Consider the following 20,195-nt stretch of genomic DNA (forward strand, 5'->3'; position numbering starts at 1 on the left):
ACAGTGATGTTATTCAATGTGTAGAATAATGAGTTCCATAATAATAAGAACAATTTGTGCTGTACTTTGTTCTGTCCCTAACCAGTAGCTATATGCAAAGTCGGGAAGAAAATGGACAATAAAAGAAGAGCAATGCAAGAAAGCCTGGAGCCGCTTCTTAAGTCAGTAAAACTGTATATACCTGATTTGTGGAGTTCAAAACCGCATACATCCAGCTTTCAGAACACACGAAGCGGATACCTCCGCAACCGGACATCATTGCTCTCTATCGTTTGGGGAGCGCTTATCCTCTTATGGATCCCCTTCGACCTTTGCTTTTTGCCCCAGGAGCAAAGCCTGAAAATTACCATTGCTCGCATTAGCCTTGGCATTTTTCTATTTTTTCTCGCAAAAAAAAATCACGAACACACCTCGTTAAGGCAAGCACAATGGTGCATAACTGCGCTGGTTATCGCATTCAACCTGTTCTACGTGTATAGCTTAATCGTGCTCGACTTTCCGCTGGCCTTCAGCGGATATGAATATGGCTACACGCTGTTACCCATTATTCATGTTGCCGTTCTTACCATTCTTCCGCTCACCATGAAAGAAAGTCTCAGCCTGCTGGCTATCACAACACTGACGCAAGTTTTGGTAAATCTACTAGCAGAACGGCTGCTTTCTCCTGAAAATCTCACCAATTACTGGCTACAAGCTGTCTTGGCCTTGATGGTACTTTGGTCTCAGCTCTCTAAGCTCTACATGTTGATGCGACTCTACCGCCAGGCGACGCTGGATCCGTTAACCGGTATTTATAACCGCCGCATGTTATTGCAACTGGCGCAGAAATCACTGGTAAACTGCGAACTTAAAGGCAATTCCTTTTCAGTATTACTGTTCGATATCGATAAGTTTAAGCGTATCAATGATACCTGGGGCCATGGGGCCGGAGATATAGTGCTGCGCGGATTCACTGACTTCATGCAGACCAAAATACGTAAAACCGATCTGCTCGGGCGTTATGGTGGCGAGGAATTTATATTATTTCTGCCTCGCTGCGATCAGGCAATGGCCCATAAAATTTCCGAACGTATGCTCGACAGTATTCGCAAATTGGATTTTCCGATTGGTCTCGATGATACCCACTTAAGCATCACAACCTGTATTGGTATTTCTACCTATTCACCAGGCGATACGTTGTCATCTATGCTTGAACGGGCCGATCGCGCCCTTTACGAGTGTAAGAAGTCTGGCCGCGACTGCTGTCGTTTCCACCCTGTAGGCCATCAATACCTCGAAAGTGAGCGCCGCCAAGCCGTCGCTTAACGTTTTCGCTCATAATTTCATTTCCCCTGTCACTTATTAAGAGCCTTAAGGCTCTTTTTCGGTTCACTTGCCTATTAATTAGTCACCCAAGCACATAATGGCGCGAACGAATGCTCGTTCGCTCATTAACGTGTAGTAGATCAAATAATCCCTCGCTAAAAAATGGCATATTTATTCTATAAGAGAGGGAATCAAACTGATCCTGTGTGGGCTGGTTAACAAACAATAAGCGAAAACGAACATGACTAGTTGGTTTGAAACAGACGTAGTGATCATCGGTGGCGGTGCAACCGGAACAGGCATTATGCGTGACTGCGCATTGCGCGGGATCAAATGCATACTGATTGAAAGAGATGATCTTGCATCAGGCACCACAGGCCGCAACCATGGCCTGCTTCATTCAGGGGCGCGCTATGCTGTCACGGATGAAGAATCTGCCCGTGAATGTATTCAGGAAAACCGTATCCTGAAAAAAATCGCTCGCCACTGTGTCGAAGACACACAGGGATTATTTATATCGCTGCCCGATGATGACCTCGACTTCCAGAAAACCTTCTTATCGGCCTGTACCCGTGCTGATATCAACGTTGAACAGCTGAGTCCGGAAGAAGCCCTGCGCTTAGAGCCCAACTGTAATCCTGATTTGATTGGTGCTGTGAAAGTGCCTGATGGCACTATCGACCCCTTCCGTTTAGCGGCATCCAATGTATTGGACGCGGTTGAACACGGTGCACGCCTGTTTAACCACTGTACTGTTACCGGATTAATCCGCGAAGGCCATGCTGTAAAAGGCGTCAATTGTCTTAACATGAAAACCGGTGAGCATTTTTCCGTCCGGGCAAAACAAGTCATTAATGCTGCCGGGATCTGGGGCCAGCAAATCTGCGAATACGGTGATCTGAATATCAAGATGTTCCCGGCCAAAGGGTCGCTGTTAATTCTTGATTACCGTATCAACAACTTGGTCATTAACCGCTGCCGTAAACCATCCGATGCCGATATTTTGGTTCCCGGCGATACCATCTCACTGATAGGCACCACATCTGAACGTATTGATTACGATAAAATCGATGATCTGCACGTTACCAGCAAAGAAATCGACATTTTATTGGAAGAAGGGACCAAGTTAGCACCAATTATGGCTAATACCCGTGTTCTTCGAGCTTATGCCGGTGTTCGCCCTCTCGTTGCAGTTGATGGCGATACCAGCGGTCGTAATATCAGCCGCGGTATTGTGCTGCTTGACCATGCGGAACGTGACGGCATGGACGGCTTCATCACCATTACCGGCGGCAAGTTAATGACCTACCGCATGATGGCTGAATGGGCGACCGACATGGTCGCGAAAAAGCTGGGGAATACTCAACCTTGTATCACTCATGAAAAACCTCTGCCAGGTTCTGAACAGGCACCCAAAAAAATCAAACACACCGCAAGTCTGGCAAAACCAGTTTATCAATCAGCTTATTACCGCCATGGCGAACGCGCAGAAAAATTCCTGAAAAATGATAAGAAGAGCAAGGCGGTTATCTGTGAATGCGAAATGGTGACCAGCGGCGAGGTGGAATACGCTATTAAAGAACTGGATGTCCATAACCTGGTCGATCTGCGTCGCCGTACTCGCGTTGGTATGGGGCCATGTCAGGGGGAACTCTGCTCTTATCGTGCTGCAGGCCTGTTCGCTGAATACGGTCATGCCTCGGGCACCGAAGCCAGTCATTTACTCAGCGATTTTCTTGAAGAACGCTGGAAAGGTATCAAACCGGTATTCTGGGGCGATGCGCTGCGTGAAGGGGAATTCACCTACTGGATTTATGAAGGTCTGTTTGGCGTCAGTGATATTCCGGAGCAGAACGACATCCCGACATCAACCGATACAAAGACACCAGATATTCAGTCAGAGACTAATGAAAGCAATATCGAAATTAAGAACAAGATCAATGGCGAAAACAGCGAGGTTGCATCATGAAATTTGATAGCTTGATTATTGGTGGCGGTGTTGCCGGGTTAAGTTGTGCTATCCGCTGTGCAGAAGCTGGGCTCAAAACCGCGGTTATTGCGGCAGGCCAAAGTGCATTGCACTTCTCTTCAGGCTCTATTGATGTATTAAGCCGACTGCCAAACGGGGAACCTGTTTATCAGCCTTTTGCACAATTCGATGAACTGAAAGCCCAGAGCCCTAACCATCCTTATAGCAAATTAGGCGAAACCAAAGTACGCGAAGCACTAACCTGGTATCAGGACATGATCCAGGCGCGTGGCGTGCTGCTTTCTTCTCAATCAGACGAGGCTAACCATCTTCGCCTGACACCAATGGGCACATTCCGCTCAACCTGGTTATCTCAGCAAACGGTACATCAGTTTCCACTGTTCAATACGGCCGGGCAATTGGGCCATATCGCCCTAGTGACCGTTGACGGTTTCCGCGATTTCCAACCGCAACTGGCGGCTGATAACCTGGCTAAGCTGTCACAGTTTAAAGAGGTGAAAATTACCACTGCTGCGGTGGAGTTGCCTGACTTTGACACCATGCAGCGTAATCCTTGTGAATTCCGCTCGATCGATATTTCGCGGGTACTGCGTGATGAAACGAAACTTCATGCGTTTGCTAAATCCTTAATTCAATCGGTAGGCAAAGCCGATCTGGTGGTGCTTCCTGCCGTATTTGGTAATGGTGATGGCGCAGCAACTATCAAGCTCTTAGAAGAATTAACCGGCTTTACGATTTGTGAACTGCCAACCATGCCACCGTCTTTACTCGGTATTCGCCTTGAAGAAGCGATGAAATCTCACTATAAAACGCTAGGAGGTCTCATCCTGGTCGGCGATGAGGTTCAGGGCGGTGATTTTGAAGATGGTAAACTGAAATGTATTTATACCCGCAACCATCAAGATATGCCTCTGGTCGCGGATCACTTTGTTATTGCAACGGGCAGCTTCTTCAACCGCGGCCTGGCCGCTGATCGCCTGAGTATCAAAGAGCCCGTCTTTGGTCTCGATACTGTCGCTATTCCGGATCGCGACCACTGGTATCAGCCTCAGTTTTTTTCCCAACAGGCCCATCCATTCCTGAAAATGGGTGTCGACTGTAACTCGCAGTTGCAGGCATCTGTGAATAATCAGACGGTAGGAAACTTATTCTGCGCTGGCGCATTGCTCGCTCATTATGATCCCGTGTTTGAAGGATGTGGCAGCGGTGTCGCGATCAGTACTGGCTACTGTATCGCCGAGCAAATGATCGCAAATGCTAACTTACCGAGCCAGACCAAGTCTGAGCCTGAGCAAGAACAACAAGAAAGGACTATCGCATGAGCCTTCTACAAAAAGACACCAGCTTTGACCAGTGTATCAAATGCACCGTTTGTACCGTTTACTGCCCGGTCGCTAAAGCAAACCCAGAATTTCCGGGGCCTAAACAGTGTGGTCCCGATGGCGAACGCCTGCGCTTAAAAAGCCCGGAGTATTATGATGAAACCCTGAAACTCTGCACCAACTGTAAACGGTGTGAAACTGTCTGCCCTTCAGGCGTTAAAATTGGTGACATCATTGCGGTTGCCCGTGACAAACACGCTAAACTGCCACTGAATATCAAAACCATTCGTGATTTTGTCTTAAGCCATACCGACTTAATGGGCTCGGTAGCCACACCATTTGCTCCTGTGGTCAATGCAGTCACCAGCCTTAAACCGGTAAAGAAGGTCATGCACAAAACCATTGGGGTACATGACCATAAGAGCCTGCCTAAGTACTCCCATGGTACATTCCGCCGCTGGTACAAACAAAACTGCACCAGTCAGGCACTGTACCCTCAGCAAGTGCATTATTTCCATGGCTGTTTTGTTAACTATAACCACCCGCAGCTAGGTAAAGACTTTGTCAAAGTGATGAACGCCATGAGCATTGGGGTTCAACTGCTGGACAAAGAAAAATGCTGTGGCGTTCCATTGATTGCTAATGGTTTTTTCGATAAAGCCAAGAAAAATGCCAAACTGAACGTTAAGAACTTTGAAACAGCGATTGAAAAATACGATTCCACCATCGTATCAACCTCATCAACATGCTCTTTCACTTTACGCGAAGAATATCCGCATGTTTTAAAAGTGGATAACGCGAATGTGGCCGACAAAATCGAATATGTCACCCGATTTTTATTGAAAAACTTCATGAATGGCAAGACGCCAAAAATGAAGCCAATCAATAAGAAAATTGTCTACCATACACCTTGCCACCTTGAGCGCACTGGCGGCAGCTTATATACCATTGAATTACTGAAGATGATCCCGGGACTGGAAGTACAGGTCTTAGATAGCCAATGTTGCGGTCTTGCCGGTACTTACGGCTTTAAAACCGAAAACTACGATACCTCTATGGCGATCGGTGAAAAGCTGTTCAACCAGATCCGTCAGTCGGATGCCGATTTTGCTATTACCGATTGCGAAACGTGCAAATGGCAAATCGAAGAGAATACGTCATTAGAAACCATCCACCCAGTCTCTTTGCTGGCCATGGCCCTCGCCTGATCATCAAACCGTAAATGAGGGGGTGATGCCCTCTCATTCATTGCGACTAGTACCAGCAATGCATAAGACCGATATTAAGCCGCGGGCTGAATGCCATCTGACGCGGCTTTTTCTTTATCGTTCCCCAAGTGCTTTAAGCGCAAACACAGTACGTAAATCAGGCAATACAATATCGTTCCTCCCGCCAATACTGCCGACCACGCACCGTATTGCCAACAGGCGATGAGATAGAAGCCGCCGAGACTGCCGCCAATATAGTAGTGCACCAGGTACAATGCCGTCGCCGTTGCCTTCGCGGTTTTCGCTTTCTGACTTACCCAGGCGTACGCCAGCGAATGGGTAAAAAAGGCGCCTGAACTGATTAATAATAAGCCGATAATCATGGTAAACAGAGAATCATATACTGCGAGCCACATACCCAGTGCACTGACAGTGGTGCCCAAAATCATGCCGTTAACGGGGCTGTGTACCTGGCTCCACCTGCCACTTAATTTAGCGGTTACCGTACCACTTAAATAACAAAGAAAGATCATTGATGCCAAGCTGATCGGTAATGAATAAGGGGGAGCGACTAAGCGAAACCCCATGACCGTATATAAGTTTACAAACAACGAGAAGTTTACACCGCCAATCAGCATCGCCAGCCACAATACCGGCTGCTTCAAATGCTGTAGCACGCTTTTATTATGAGCACGTAATTGGCCTCTCTGTGGCTGAAAATATTGTTGTTCCGGTAACAATACATGAACAAGCAAAGCGCCGAGAAAACTGAACACCGCCATCCCGATCACTGCTGTTTGCCAGCCCCAATTTTCAGTCACAATGCCACCAAACAATCGCCCGGTGATCCCCCCCAGCGAATTCGCACTGATATAACTCCCGACAGCCATCATTAATGCCTTTGTACTAAACTCTTCAGCCATATAAGCCACCGCAACAGCGGCAAAACCAGCCAGCGACACCCCCATAACAGCCCGGGTTAAGATCAGCATCAGCAAACTATCGGCAAGCAGCATTGTCAGCCCGACAAATGGCAACAAGAATAAACTCAGCATCATCACGCGCCGACGTCCTATAACTTCTGAACTTACCGCCCACGGCACGAGCGTTAACGCCAGGGTCAGCGTACCTGCGGCCAATAGCCAGTTAACCTGAGCGGCACTCACTGCAAATTTTGCGGCCATTAGCGGCAACATCGGTTGAAACAAATAGAGGTTACAAAACACCAGGAAGGAGCCTAAGGCGAGAGCAAAACTGACACGGCGGTATGCAGGCGTTTTTATTTCAATCATATTCAAACTACTCAGCAAATAAGGATCCAAAGTACATAAAACAAAGAGAACACTTGTGACAACAATGAAACGGTAGCAATTGACACGCAATAATGAAAATATATAAAAACTATCGGGATGATAAATAAAGGTTATAACTATACCCAAGTGACCTCAAGATGTAGAATTCAGAGTGAGCTCAGCGAGTTCAATTCAAGAAAAATGAGCACAGGAATGGTTGTCCCTTTCAAGCTCATTTGACGCAGAAGTGGGCTCACTGACTCACTCCCAAAGGGCGAGTTTTATTGACTTCTATGCTGCGTTGCAGATTTTTAACGTAGAACTACTATGTCTTCAAATCCGCGCCTTACCTAGAAGCCAATAAATTCTCGCTGAAACTAACATCTTGAGGTTACTTGGGTATATGGATACTCGCCAACTAACGTATTTCGTCACCCTTGCTGAAACAGCAAACTTCACTCGTGCAGCGGAGCGACTACACATTGCTCAGCCCGCCTTAAGTGTTGCGATTAAGAAATTTGAGCAGCAACTGGATTTACCTCTGTTTCATCGCACTGATCGTAAAGTCACGCTGACCCATGAAGGCAAAGTATTACTCGAACATGCCCGATGCATATTGCAGCAAATTAATGATGCGAATATTGCCATGGATGAATTGAAAGGATTGGAAAGAGGCGAAGTGCGATTAGGTGTTCCCAGTATGCTGGGCTCATACTTTTTCCCGGAAATATTAATGGGATTTAAAAGTCAGTATCCCAACCTGAAATTAACCATAGTCGAAGCCGGCACCCAATCAATCCGTAAAATGTTATTAGACGGCGAACTTGATTTAGGTGTGATCCATAACGCCGATGTGCCTGACAGGCTAGAAACTGAACACCTTATTACTTCACAGATGGTTGCCGTCGTGAGTGAAGAACATGAACTAGCCTCACAGTCGCTAATTCATTTCGAAGACTTCTTTAAAGAAGAGCTCGTCATGTTCAAGCCAGGTTATTTCCACCGCGAGTTTATTGATCAGATCTGCCACACCCATCACTTTAAACCTCAAATATCCTTTGAAACTAACCTTCTGCCAATGATCCTCAATATTATCAGACATAATTTCGCGGTCTCTGCTCTATTAGAGCTGGTGACTGAACATGAAAAAGGGTTAATTCCAATCCCCTTCGCTGAGCCTGTTTATCTGAATATTGCCATGGCCTGGCGTAAAAATGGCTACCTGTCACTCGCCGATCGTGCCTTCATGGCGTTTGTTAAAAAACATTGCTGATTAACAACAATATTTACATTTAATCATGAAGTGCTCTGCCCTTGGTTAATATGACTTGTTATCTTATATAGGGTTAGCCATCACTTGCTCAATTAACAACCACAACTCACAATCCCATCAACTCTTTACAGCTGCTATAGCAATATTTTTCATCACTGTAGCACTTAATTAACACGCCATATAAAACCCTGCTTTAGATCATAAGATTAGTTGTTAACTGTCGTCTACATATCTTTTTTTAGGTAAATTGCCCAGCCATAATATGTAAGAAAACATTTAATAATGTATGCGTTTCTTGCATTTTCTATTTTATTTGTAGTTTAAAAGGATATTTCCATGTTGGAGCTATTAATTGGTCTTCTCATTGCAGGGGGTGTAGGTCGCTACATCTTCAAAGGATACACGGCAACGGGAGTGTTATTAACTGGCGGTATTATCTTGCTCGCTATCACAGCAGCACTAGGTAAAGACGTACTGCCATCTAGCGTAACATCTACAGGAAACGCAGCGACTGACGTTTTCGAATATATTAAGTACCTGTTAATGTATCGTGCCGGCGGCCTGGGCATGATGATCATGGTACTTTGTGGCTTCGCAGCTTATATGACAAAAATTGGTGCCAACGACATGGTCGTGAAAATGGCATCAAAACCACTACAGTTTATCAAATCCCCTTATGTCTTGATGGTCGCGACCTACTTTGTAGCCTGCCTGATGTCACTGGCTGTATCATCCGCAACAGGTTTGGGTGTACTTCTAATGGCGACGCTGTTCCCACTCATGGTAAACATGGGGATCAGCCGTGGCGCTGCTGCCGCTATCTGTGCTTCACCTGCTGCGATCATTCTTTCTCCTACTTCTGGTGATGTGGTTGTTGCCGCTGAAGCTGCGGGTATGGAACTGATTGATTTTGCATTCAAGACAACACTGCCTATCTCTATCGTCGCTATCATTGGTATGGCTGCAGCCCACTTTTTCTGGCAGCGTTACCTTGATGATAAAGAAGGTGTTGTGCATGAAAAGCTTGATGTAAGTGAACTAAACGTTGATGCACCTAAGTTCTTCTGCATCCTGCCATTCACACCTATCATCGGCGTTTTATTATTCAGCGGTAAATTACTGCCACAGCTGCATATTGTAACTATTTTGGTTATCTGCCTGTTCCTGGCTGCCATTATCGAACTTATCCGTCACCGCAACTCAACAGAAGTGTTCGCAGGTCTGGATGCGGCGTATAAGGGTATGGCTGATGCCTTCTCTGGCGTGGTCATGCTATTAATCTCTGCCGGTGTTTTTGCACAAGGTCTGAAATCTATTGGCTTCATCGACAACCTGCTTCATCTTGCTGAAGTTGCGGGTGCAGGTGGTATTGTTCTAATGGTTCTGCTTGTTGCGATCACGACTGTTGCTGCAATCACGACAGGTTCAGGTAATGCACCTTTCTATGCTTTCGTTGAATTGATCCCAAGCCTTGCCGCGAAAATGGGGATTAACCCAGCGTTTCTGGTTATTCCTATGCTTCAGGCATCAAACCTTGGTCGTACTGTTTCACCAGTATCAGGTGTGGTGGTTGCGTGTTCGGGCATGGCGAAGCTCTCTCCGTTTGAAGTCGCTAAGCGTACTTCCGTACCTGTGATTGTGGGTATTGTCATTGTTATTGTGGCAACCCAAATCATGGTACCTATGGCATAACAGCCACGGTTTCAATAGACCACGGTTAACTCTTTAGAAGCCCGCTCATGCGGGCTTTTTTCTAAATTCAACTTGCGGGTTACCCACAGATCGTTAGCCGAGAAAACTGAAAGACTTCCTCTTTACAGGCGTATCACCACTACACCGTTCCACCCCGCCCCCTGGATTAGTAAAACTAATCAGAAGGCGACCGTATTACCCACCCCAACTAGTTGCACCTGACGACAATGGCGCCACTTCCATACATAAACGCTGAATATCACATCAAATCAAGCTCCAACACCAAATCAAGCATAAGAAAAACTCACCCAATGAATTAGATGATCTAATGCGTGGTAATCGTTTTTTGCGACAAAGCGCTCGGGTTGAATAACCTTATTAATGTTATTATCAACACGAATTTATAAATACTTACACTTTTTTACTTTACTTTTTTGTCCATAAACAAAGAGATCTAGTTATGTGGAATCGACTTAATAAGTCAATGATGGTTTGCCAAATGATGTTTGGCTTATCGTTTTACGGCGTGATGGTAATTTTGACAAGGTTCTTCCTGGAAGACCTTGGGTATAGCGAAGCGGATACCATGATGGTGGTTGGTGCTTTCTCATCGATAGGACCTCTTTTCGCTATTGCTGGCGGATTCATAGCCGATAAGTTTTTAGGGGCGTACCGCTCTCTCACTATCAGCTATTGTGGCTTCGCAATTGGATATGCCTTGTTGGTATTAGGCGCATCAACAACAAATATCTCTTTGAGCCTTGTTGGTATCGCGCTGGCCAGTTACTCTCGCGGCCTGATGTCTCCTTCCTATCCGAGCCTGTTTAAGCGTACGTTTTCTAATGAAGAAGACTTCGAGAATGGCTATCCGGTCAACTACTCCGTTAATAATATCGGCGCACTCTTTGGACAATACCTGTTCCCGATGTTCGTTCTAGTGGTTGGATTTAATGGCAGCTTCACATTGTCGGCGTCTATGGCTTTCGTCGCATTCGTTATTCTGGTTCTTTCTCGCAAACCGTTGCTAACCGTTGGCGCTGATATTGATCAACAGCCTGTCAGCCCAAAAAACTGGGTCGCATTTATCGGCATTTCTATTTCGATGATCGGACTCGTCTTTTTCATGTTCTCCAACATGGATATCGGCCAGAACATTGTCTATGCGATCGGCGCTGCTGCCATCGGATACTTTATTTCATTAATGCTTAAAGCCGAGAAGGCCGATGCACTCAAGATGGGCACCATCCTCATCATGACTGCTCTGACTACCGCTTTCTTCGTGTACTACGGGCAGATGATGACATCGATGACCATGGTAACGATTAACACTATGCGTGGTGATCTGTTCGGATTTATTCCTATTGCACCAGAAGCTTCAATGGCAATGAACCCATTGTGGTGCATCTTGGGTGGGCCATTAATTGCGATGACATTTTCTTCTCTTGAGAAGCGCAATATCAACTTCTCAACAGCAACTAAAGTCGGCTTTGCATTCATCCTAACCGCTATTGCGTTCGGTATCCTTACCGCTGCCGTTATGAGCGTTGGACCAGATGTGATAATTCGCCCTGAAGTATTCCTGGCCATTCACTTCTTCCAGGCTCTTGCTGAAGTGATTGTCGGTAGTATGGTCGTCGCCTTCATTCTATCCGTCGCTCCTAAGCACATTGAGAATTTCTCTGTGAGCCTGTTCTCGGTTGCGATTGCTCTTAGTGGTATCGTTGGTGCCGTCTTCTCTACCTCAATCGCGCTAGAGAAAGGCCAGGAGATCACTCAGGAAATCGTACAAACCGTATATGGCGGCTACTTCAGCACATTAACAGTACTGGCTGTTGTGATGGTAGCCGTGGCATTACTGGCCTCTCGTGTTATCCGCGTAATGCTTAAGAGCAGCGAAGAATCACAAGACATGGTTCCTGCGCAAGCTGAAGGGTAATCGACCTGTAGCAACCTCATTGCATTTGAAGTAATAACGTTAATTTGGCCTCCTTCTTGGAGGCCTTTTTATTTTAAAGCTATGAAATTACCGAATACTATTTTGAGTTGTGCACAAGGCGATATGCCCAAACCACTTCAAGACAATGATTTAGGTAAATGCAATTCACCGCCCGTATGCTCTGCACGTTTCTTGGCTGCAAACTGGTGAGCCGCTATCTCAGCCTTTTCAAGTGTTCCCCACCGTTTTGGCCCAAACCATTTTGTCGTTTCAACAAGATCATCTTCATACCACCTCACAACGAACGAGGTGTACTCAATAATGGAACCGTCAGGCTGTTCATTGGGCTGATCTACGGGTTTGACGGTTACCGAGTGGCTCAAACTGCGCATCCGACGCTTCCACTATAATACTGCCATTATCAAAGATTAGTTGCCCCCTGTTTTCAAAGGGAAAAATGTTAATACACCCAGTTTTTATTTCTTTGACAACTATCAGCGGCAGGTCTAGCTTTACTAGTGTATACAAAAATATATAAAAAGGTATGGATATGTTGGCAGTTAGGCATCTCTCATTTTACCCCGTTCCACCCGTCATAGACCCTAATATCAACGCCGTTCTTGAGCGCCTCGCGGGTCAGGGGGCAAATAGTATCGTCACCCACAAAAGGCAGACATTGGCAATCTTTCGCACTTTTCTCGATATTGGGGGGCTACACCTACACACGGTAGGGTTAGAACAATCCCTTCCGCCCCTATCACGGCAATTTTGCGGATTCCTCCATGATCCCAAGCATGGTTTCAGAGTACCCGTGCGAATTTGCGGCCTGATGCGAACTTTTCAGAAGCTCGTCGGGCAGGCTTGTGGTGAACTTGATATCACGCCTCCCCCACTCATCACTATGTCTAGTGTAAGCGTGACGACGGACGTTGAGGGCTGCATACCTGAATATCGCAAGCTCAATCTCGACGAGGCGCGGGTTGCTTACTACACAGGGTGGTTTGCCCACTGCAACGGGGGAGGCAAGCAGTTCTGGAACTTGTCCGCTTTCCATGAACAGTATGGGCTGGAATTGACGAAACAGCTCTGGGCTGCCACAGAAGATTATTGTAATAAAAAGATTAAGACAACAGCTAGAAACTCTGCCGGACATCTAACATCTCTACTCACAACGATCCTTCAACTATACCCGACAGAGGCTGACTTTAAGTTTGCTGGCACTCACCACAATATCAATACTACCGTGTTTAATATTTTCTCTATCCAACTCATCGACACCAAGCAACGAGGAAACTGCGTAAAAAGTTTCTATAAACATTGGCAGTATCGAGTTGAGCTGATTGAAAAATTCTTTATCAAATCGGGACTCTGGTCTAAGCCCCCCTCGCCATTGTGGTGTCCGCAATTCAAAACTAGTCCAACCAACGCAGGAACCCACAGGCACCTCGATCAAGAAGGGAATGCATTCAACAATAAGTTGGTTACACACATCCCCCTGTCATATACCGATGACCAAGCCATTGAGACGCTGCTCGATAGTATTGAGAAAGACATCGAACACGTAACCGCTGCCTGCCGCAAGCAGGCCGACCTCACCATGCTTAACTTTGCAAAACGCAAAAAGCTGACAGCTCTGGGTGTGATTAAGCAGCCACACGTGCACTCCAGTTCTGCCAATACTGTTGATATGAAGATCGAGGCGAATCGTTACGCCACTTGGGAACACTACGGGTACAATTGTCCGGTGAACAGCAGCTACCCTAACTACCTCGGCGTTGATGGGGCAACGGCTACCTTTGTGCGAAACGGTGGCCTGTTGTCGCCTTTTACGCTTTACCCTTTCCTCTACCTGCTCATCGAGCAGCACCCCGCTATAACTGATAGCTGGCTTACAGTCTTTGAGTTATACGATAAGAACGGCAAAGCATCGGGCTTTCGACAGAGTGGTGACAGTTGGCTTGCAACGAGCGTTAAAGCCCGCCGTGGTAGTGCAAAAGGCCAGCAAACAATCATATTGAATGAAACCTCTAAGGCATTATTCGAGAATATAATCGCGCTAACGGAAGAGGCTAGGCGGCACCTAAAAGAAAAAGGGGATGATAGCTGGCGATACCTACTCCTCACCTGCAAATCGGGACTCTCAACACCCTGTAAAATCAATAAGCTCCAGCCCTTTGGTGCTGGCTTTCTAGACAACTCCCCACTCAGACACGCAATTGCAGAGCAGCCAGTGGAAACTGACGATGAGAGGACCGAGCGTCCCCTCAACAACATTGCACGACCGTCAGCGGAAGCTTACGCCAAGAAGGGCGCGAGTATCCTTAACAATTTGTCTCTGACCACCTTCCGCGCAAGCTGCGGGGTGCGCGTGTACCTGCAAACTCGCAGCGTAAAGGTGATGAGCGATGCATTGGGTCACGAAAAATACGACCCCAAATTACTCAGCAGTTATCTGCCAGAACCCATCCTCCGGTACTTTCAAGCCCGTTGGGTGCGGATATTCCAAAATGCACTGGTCTATGAGGCGATGCAGGACAGCGACTACCTACTTGAAGCCATGGACTTTGGGGAAGAAGAACTAGATGCGTTTCTGCGAAATTACAAGTTAAAGCCTTTGCCGGAACACGTAATGACGGGGCAAGTCGATGACCTTTTCGAAGGTGGTAAAGTTAATGGAAGCTCGGACGCTAATGACGCTTCGCCGTCCGCTAACGCGATTATTCCAGTATCAACCCCAATGTTACAGGTGATGAGCCGTTTGGTTGACCTAGTGGAGAAGGCGGGTAGCTCGCAGGAGATTACGAAGACCGCCGCCAACTGGTACGAGACCTCCAAGTTTGTACTCCAAAGCATTGATGCTCGTAACGAATGTCCAGAGATTGCCAAGGCCATGTCGGATGCCCTCGCCAACCCGCTACCCGCTGAAAAATTAAAAGGAGCTGTTTATCATGTCGCTTAAATTGGCTATCGACAACAGTGAGAAGCATTTAGAGAACATGACTGCCGAGGAACTGGCAGAGTTTCAAAAAATGGTATCGGGCTTGTCATATGCGGAGCAAACGGCGCTGCTCGAAAAGGTAATAACCCCTTCAGTACCAGCCTTGCAGGTAGAACTCACGAGACCGGACTGGCTCGAATCGGACTTCGATGAGTCAGTGTGGCAATGTAAGTTTGGCAGCAGGAAGAAAACCATCGACTTCAATATACATTTGGAGGACGGCAGCCTGCTCACCGCGCCAAGCAACGCTAAATTTCTATACACTATCAAGTATTGGCTCTGCGCTCTAACCCACCCCCAGAACACAGGTGGGAATTTTCTGAAGCCAAGCACTCATATCAGGAACGTAATGCACGTTTTGATCTGGGTCGATGCAATCTTAATAAGGGCAGACCGCTTTCAACCCGCTCAATATGGTTTTGGTTTGCTTACCATGGATGACGTCAAGGCGCTGCTGAGAGATCCTATTGTGTCCACTGGTTTTTACCAGATGGATCGCCGTATTGGAGACTACCTCAAAACGCACTCAGCTACTGTGAGTGACGATGACATAGCCACGATGTCTGAGCTATACCCAACGCTACGTGAAGTGCATGAACACTCATCCGAAAGAAGGCTCGACCTAACGGATGATGAACTCGTAAGGGCACGGGTTTGGCTTTTGTCGCAAAAGGCAAAGGCTTATGGAGGGAACCCACTGTTGCCTACCCATCGCGGCAACTGTCGTGCTACGTTTTTCACAAAACAGCTCAATGCAAATACCCTGCATGGTAAATCACTGACTTTACCGATCTACCACGAATTGCGGATCACGCCCCGCCTAAAGGGTACAGAATATAGGGCGGTGCCAGTCACTGGGATGGACGGTGATGGGGGGGTGTCAGAGATGACTGTCGGCTATCGCATCGGTGTCATCAAGTCTCTGAGTCTCGTGGACGGCGAGCAGTTCGCTGGGGCGTCGATAGACCTGAGTACCCTGACCCCAAAAAGCGTTCAGTCAAACTTAAATATTAAAAAGGAAGGACGTTTTCGTACATTGCCAGCACCAGTGGCCTTATCGAGTTTAAGAAATGCTTTTGAGTTCAGCTTTGCTTATGCCGATGACATTTTGCAGGCTATGGTGGACTTTGCGATCAAAGCGCCCGATATCCCCACCCGCGACGGCATGGTGAGTATTCTTACAGCCGAGCTGGATAAGTTGGCTCAGCAATGCTGCTCATCGAAATTGCAGGAGCTAGGCGTGAAGCGGTGGCGCATTGTCGACAGTAACGGCCGGTCAAAGCCGGACGATTATTTTTTGCAGCTACGCGGAAACGCGGGACTCTTTGAATTGTACGAGCTGCTAATGGGCTGTATTCAACTCTTCGTCGGCACGATGATGGCACGGCGGGTCACTGAACTAGTCGAATTGGAAGAAGACTGTCTGCACCCTAAGAAAAACCCAAGGAAGCCCGAAAATGATAAGGTCGGTTTTTTCCTTGATTTCTACAACAGGAAGTCTGGTGCAGGCGAAGATCGAGAGGCTTTACTGCGGCCTATTCCGTTGGCTGCCGCAAAAATGCTGTGGCAACTGCGCTATTTTCGGCAAAAGCTGATCAGCGCCGGATTGGTCAACAAAAAGACATCCTTACTGCTGAGCTGTTCTCGTAAAAATGGCACCTTCACTTCGATGTCAGACGATATTTATTCCCAAAACCTCGACACGTTCTGTGATTATTTTGAAACACCAGTCATTGAAATTGCGGCAAATGAATTCCGGCGCTATTACATCCGCCAACACCAGCTACGCCGCTTCTTCGCAATGGCCTTCTTTTGGGGCAGTAGCGAAACCGGTGACTACGAAGGGCTGGATACCTTGCGTTATTTCCTAGGGCACACCGATGCAGAGCACCTGTACCACTACATCACAGAAACCACGCCCGGTGCGCTTCTCCGTGGTGTCAAAGCAGAGACTCTGGTTCAGGGCATTAATGCCGACAAGATTGAAGGCATCGAGAAGCTACACGACCTATTGAAAACACGTTTTGGTGTCAGCGATGTAACAATCGAAGCCCTAGATGAAGTCGTTGATGATCTGGAGGCGGCGGTAGAGGAAGGCGACCTGACCACAGAACCACCTCTGGAAGAGCTTCGCAACCAGATTGAGCACGACGTAGAGCTACTGCTTCAAGAAGGTGTCATCGACCTAGAACCTGAATTTATTGTAATGAAGGATGCTGAGGGCAAGGCCATACAAGTGACTCAGCTAGTGCTACGAGTTAAGGAGACGGAAGATGAGTGAATCACGGGTAAGTAAATCACAGATAAGTAAATCTGAACGCGCTGATTCGACCTATGCCCTGAGAGATCTGCTAACCGAGGTCATCGAAGAGCCTGCCCAGTGGATGAGCGAGCAGGAATTTATCGATGCCCTGAAAGTTCAGGGCAAGTTCGCCAAATGGCAAGATGAGGAACGGGGGATCACACCTTGCTCCTTAAATACGCTCAAAACGTCCGCTGAAGAGACTTTAGATGGAGGGTATAACCGGCTCGACCAACTTCGATTAAACGCGCTGGCCGCGATTGAGGGGTACTCAGAGAGGAAGAACGGTAGCAACAAGAGAACCAGAGCTGGTCTGGCGAAAAGGGTTGAAGAGTTAGAGAAAAAAAACAAAATCTTAGAGCAGCAAAACGCATTGCTAGTCGACATCATCTGCAATCTAAAGGAGAACGCTGCCAAATACGCCAAAAAAGCCCCAGCCCTAACCCGTGCTCAGTGCGAAAAGGATATGCGTGGAGTAGAGGCCAGAATTAGCTTTTCTGGAAACAAAGAGCTTTTCAAGGCCATTGCAGAGAGGGAACGACATGGCGAAGAGTAGAGAAAAGCAGCTCCATACCTCGCTGCCAGAAGATTTTGAAGTACCAGATCATGTTGACCTTATGGATAAGGTCGTACCTAGGAAGGCCAAAAGCCTTCCCTTCATGTATTGGCCTGACGGTGTGCCTTGCGTTGAGGCAAATGTTTTCATGCGCTCATTGCTACATGCTGGGAAGAGCCGCCGCAACCGAGGGGGCTCATTAAAAACCTATGCGAGTCATATCTCGCACCTGATCCGCTACTGTCACAAGAACGGTTGGAACTTCAGTGATCTGGACGATAACAAATTCACCATGTTCATCCGTAATTTGCAGGCACGAGATGCATTGGGTAATGAGGTACGCAACGCCAACCAAGTTCGAAATATCGGTAGGACATGCATAAACTTCCTACGGACTCTTCAGACGTTTATGGGTATTGACTATCTTATTGGTGAAAAGGGGCAAGGGTGTGCCATTACGGTCGAAGAACGCGAAATCAAAATACAGGTTGGCAAAGGCAAGACTCATTCTAAGTGGTTTTTTTGCCATGACAGCTTCCCTAGTGCCTCTCCTCTGAAAGAGCGACACCCAATCAGCAATGATGTAGTTAAAAAGTTGGAGGCCGCTGCTCGGAGTATTCCAAACAGATCCAAGCGAGCGCGTACCCTGTTGATGCTCAATTGCCTTAAGTTAACAGGGGGCAGGCGGGCAGAGATCGCCAACATCAGGGTTAAGGACATTGAGACCGCCAGGGCAGCGGACGGCGGCTCACATATGCTGCGGCTTGTTACCCTCAAGCAGGGTGGCGAAGGGGATGACGAAGAAAAGGAGAAAATCCGTTACGTTCCCGTCCCGAAACACGTTATACAAGAGGCGATGAAGTACATTCAGCGCCATCGTCGCAGGATGATCCGCCAGAAGATTAAGTCGAAATCGCCCAAAACGATTTCAGAAGACCACGGTTATTTGTTAATTAGCGAAATCACGGGAAATAAGTTAGCCATAGATACCGTGACCACCGAACTCAGCAAGTTATGTGCCGCAGCTGGGATCACTGATGAACCAGCTCACGCACACCTGTTCCGCCATGCCTTCATCACACAGCTACTGGTGATGATGATCAAGCAGGACAAAATTATCAACAAAGACGATTTCCGCAGTCGCCTACTCAATGAGGAGGCGTTCAAGCGGAAGCTACAGCAGTGGACGGGACACAGCGAACTCAGCTCATTGGAGAGGTATATCGATCTCGCCTTTACAGAGCTTGGAAACGTGGGAAAGGTCTACAAAGCCGTTACCCTAGGGCGAGCTGTTGGTGCCGTTCAAACCCGACTTGATAACCTGAGAGCCGAAATTCAGGCTGGGGACGCAACGTTGCCGGAACTATTGGAAGAACTGGAAGAGCTGATTGAAACATTCCAAGATGACATAGATGCCAGTACTGATTCGGAGGCGGCCAACACCAACTAGCGTTGCAACATGCTCTCATAGAAGTGCCGTAACATTGCGGCATTTTCTTGAATGTCTTGCTGAATTAAATCTATTGGTCGGCAGCTGTCCAACTCTCGATTGCGCATGTGCACCACGTCAATTTGGTACATTGAAGTGATGTTTCTGGCAGGATAGAGCCGTTTTAGAGCAGCATGAATTGAGATGAGGTTCTTGGTGACAGACTGAGGGTCGTCACAGGTTTGCAGCGGTCGCTCAGGGTCTTCGATGCCCCACCGTTCGTGCAATTTAACCGCAGGCTTGTAGAGTTCATCCATCGCATCTCTCCCATTTATCCTGCTGGCTCTATGGGTAAAAAGGGAGAAGCTGAGCGTAGGCTCTGCTCCCCCCCACAATGATTTACAACCCACAGACCTCTCATTTGATCAAACAGCTATTTGACCAAGTTTTTTTTAATGAATGTAATGTGTCTTGTGGATAGCGGGAACATCACGACATTGATATAGATAGTTACCGGAGAGGGCATGGAAGGTGTAAGCGGACAACTAAAGAGTGATCATGTCCTTCATCAACTCACATCGAGCAGAGATAATGGTGGCATCCTAACCGCTTAAGTGAGGTCACTAAATGTCTGAACTAATATCTAACGTGCTAACAGCATCTCCGCTCAATCTAGCATTGCTTTGCCTACTAATTTTGATAGTTCGGGATTTTAAAAAGGATTAATTGAGTAGGAATATAAATTTTTATAATAATCGGCCAGTTAGAAGATCATCTGGCTTAGCGCAATGCTTGTTCTTCAGTTAATATACAACATTAATCTAACTGGGAAATACAGTCGATACTTCGGGGCATATAAGACACTATCATCTGAGTAGGAGTTTCTGAGGTT

Annotated in this window: 14 protein-coding genes; 11 read left to right on the forward strand and 3 right to left on the reverse strand. The window is 47.1% G+C overall.

The genetic code is table 11. The annotated features are described in order from the left end of the window. The first annotated feature begins 111 nt into the window (after nucleotides 1-111). From L4D76_RS01550 to glpC, 4 genes are all read left to right on the forward strand, one after another. Nucleotides 112-1,305, forward strand: coding sequence for a GGDEF domain-containing protein (locus tag L4D76_RS01550; protein WP_428439170.1), 1,194 nt, complete (start codon nucleotides 112-114; stop codon nucleotides 1,303-1,305). A gap of 241 nt (nucleotides 1,306-1,546) precedes the next feature. Beyond that, on the forward strand, nucleotides 1,547-3,274 hold the full coding sequence (gene glpA / locus L4D76_RS01555; protein WP_428439171.1) for an anaerobic glycerol-3-phosphate dehydrogenase subunit A: 1,728 nt from the start codon (nucleotides 1,547-1,549) through the stop codon (nucleotides 3,272-3,274). Continuing rightward, entirely contained in the window at nucleotides 3,271-4,617 is a 1,347-nt protein-coding gene (glpB, locus tag L4D76_RS01560; protein ID WP_428439172.1) for a glycerol-3-phosphate dehydrogenase subunit GlpB, read from the forward strand. The genes glpA and glpB overlap by 4 nt, the downstream gene beginning before the upstream one ends. After that, nucleotides 4,614-5,825: an anaerobic glycerol-3-phosphate dehydrogenase subunit GlpC gene (gene glpC / locus L4D76_RS01565; protein WP_428439173.1), complete on the forward strand. Its 1,212-nt coding sequence runs from the start codon at nucleotides 4,614-4,616 to the stop codon at nucleotides 5,823-5,825. Before glpB ends, glpC begins: the two co-directional genes overlap by 4 nt. 74 nt (nucleotides 5,826-5,899) lie before the next feature. Here the strand turns inward: glpC and L4D76_RS01570 are convergent, their stop codons facing one another. After that, complete coding sequence (locus tag L4D76_RS01570) at nucleotides 5,900-7,117, reverse strand: MFS transporter (RefSeq protein WP_428439174.1); 1,218 nt, start codon at nucleotides 7,115-7,117, stop codon at nucleotides 5,900-5,902. Nucleotides 7,118-7,520: 403 nt separating this feature from the next. On the opposite strand from L4D76_RS01570, the gene L4D76_RS01575 reads away from it, so the two are divergent. The 3 genes from L4D76_RS01575 to L4D76_RS01585 all read left to right on the forward strand — a co-directional run bounded on the left by L4D76_RS01575 (nucleotide 7,521) and on the right by L4D76_RS01585 (nucleotide 12,018). Then, nucleotides 7,521-8,390, forward strand: coding sequence for a LysR family transcriptional regulator (locus tag L4D76_RS01575; protein ID WP_428439175.1), 870 nt, complete (start codon nucleotides 7,521-7,523; stop codon nucleotides 8,388-8,390). A 336-nt stretch (nucleotides 8,391-8,726) separates the two neighbouring features. Further along, nucleotides 8,727-10,082 carry an anaerobic C4-dicarboxylate transporter DcuC gene (gene dcuC / locus L4D76_RS01580; protein WP_428439176.1) on the forward strand — a complete coding sequence of 452 codons (1,356 nt, stop codon included), beginning with the start codon at nucleotides 8,727-8,729 and terminating at the stop codon, nucleotides 10,080-10,082. 460 nt (nucleotides 10,083-10,542) lie between these two features. Further along, the gene (locus L4D76_RS01585) at nucleotides 10,543-12,018 is read left to right on the forward strand and encodes a peptide MFS transporter (protein ID WP_428439177.1); all 1,476 of its coding nucleotides are present in this window, start codon (nucleotides 10,543-10,545) and stop codon (nucleotides 12,016-12,018) included. A gap of 137 nt (nucleotides 12,019-12,155) precedes the next feature. Here the strand turns inward: L4D76_RS01585 and L4D76_RS01590 are convergent, their stop codons facing one another. Further along, entirely contained in the window at nucleotides 12,156-12,410 is a 255-nt protein-coding gene (locus L4D76_RS01590) for a hypothetical protein (RefSeq protein WP_428439178.1), read from the reverse strand. A 158-nt stretch (nucleotides 12,411-12,568) separates the two neighbouring features. Between L4D76_RS01590 and L4D76_RS01595 the strand changes: the two genes are divergently transcribed. From L4D76_RS01595 to L4D76_RS01610, 4 genes are read left to right on the forward strand one after another with little or no spacing between them, the layout of a single operon-like run. Next, nucleotides 12,569-14,977 (forward strand): hypothetical protein, encoded by a 2,409-nt coding sequence (locus L4D76_RS01595; RefSeq protein WP_428439179.1) that lies wholly within the window; start codon nucleotides 12,569-12,571, stop codon nucleotides 14,975-14,977. Continuing rightward, the gene (locus tag L4D76_RS01600; protein WP_428439180.1) at nucleotides 14,967-17,297 is read left to right on the forward strand and encodes a hypothetical protein; all 2,331 of its coding nucleotides are present in this window, start codon (nucleotides 14,967-14,969) and stop codon (nucleotides 17,295-17,297) included. Before L4D76_RS01595 ends, L4D76_RS01600 begins: the two co-directional genes overlap by 11 nt. Next, nucleotides 17,290-17,874: a hypothetical protein gene (locus L4D76_RS01605; protein ID WP_428439181.1), complete on the forward strand. Its 585-nt coding sequence runs from the start codon at nucleotides 17,290-17,292 to the stop codon at nucleotides 17,872-17,874. Before L4D76_RS01600 ends, L4D76_RS01605 begins: the two co-directional genes overlap by 8 nt. After that, entirely contained in the window at nucleotides 17,861-19,324 is a 1,464-nt protein-coding gene (locus L4D76_RS01610; protein WP_428439182.1) for a tyrosine-type recombinase/integrase, read from the forward strand. The genes L4D76_RS01605 and L4D76_RS01610 overlap by 14 nt, the downstream gene beginning before the upstream one ends. Here the strand turns inward: L4D76_RS01610 and L4D76_RS01615 are convergent. After that, the gene (locus tag L4D76_RS01615) at nucleotides 19,321-19,620 is read right to left on the reverse strand and encodes a hypothetical protein (protein WP_428439183.1); all 300 of its coding nucleotides are present in this window, start codon (nucleotides 19,618-19,620) and stop codon (nucleotides 19,321-19,323) included. The two genes, L4D76_RS01610 and L4D76_RS01615, sit on opposite strands and share 4 nt — an antisense overlap. Nucleotides 19,621-20,195 lie beyond the last annotated feature (575 nt).

This window comes from Photobacterium sagamiensis (assembly GCF_050337085.1).
In the GTDB taxonomy this organism is placed as follows: domain Bacteria; phylum Pseudomonadota; class Gammaproteobacteria; order Enterobacterales; family Vibrionaceae; genus Photobacterium; species Photobacterium sagamiensis.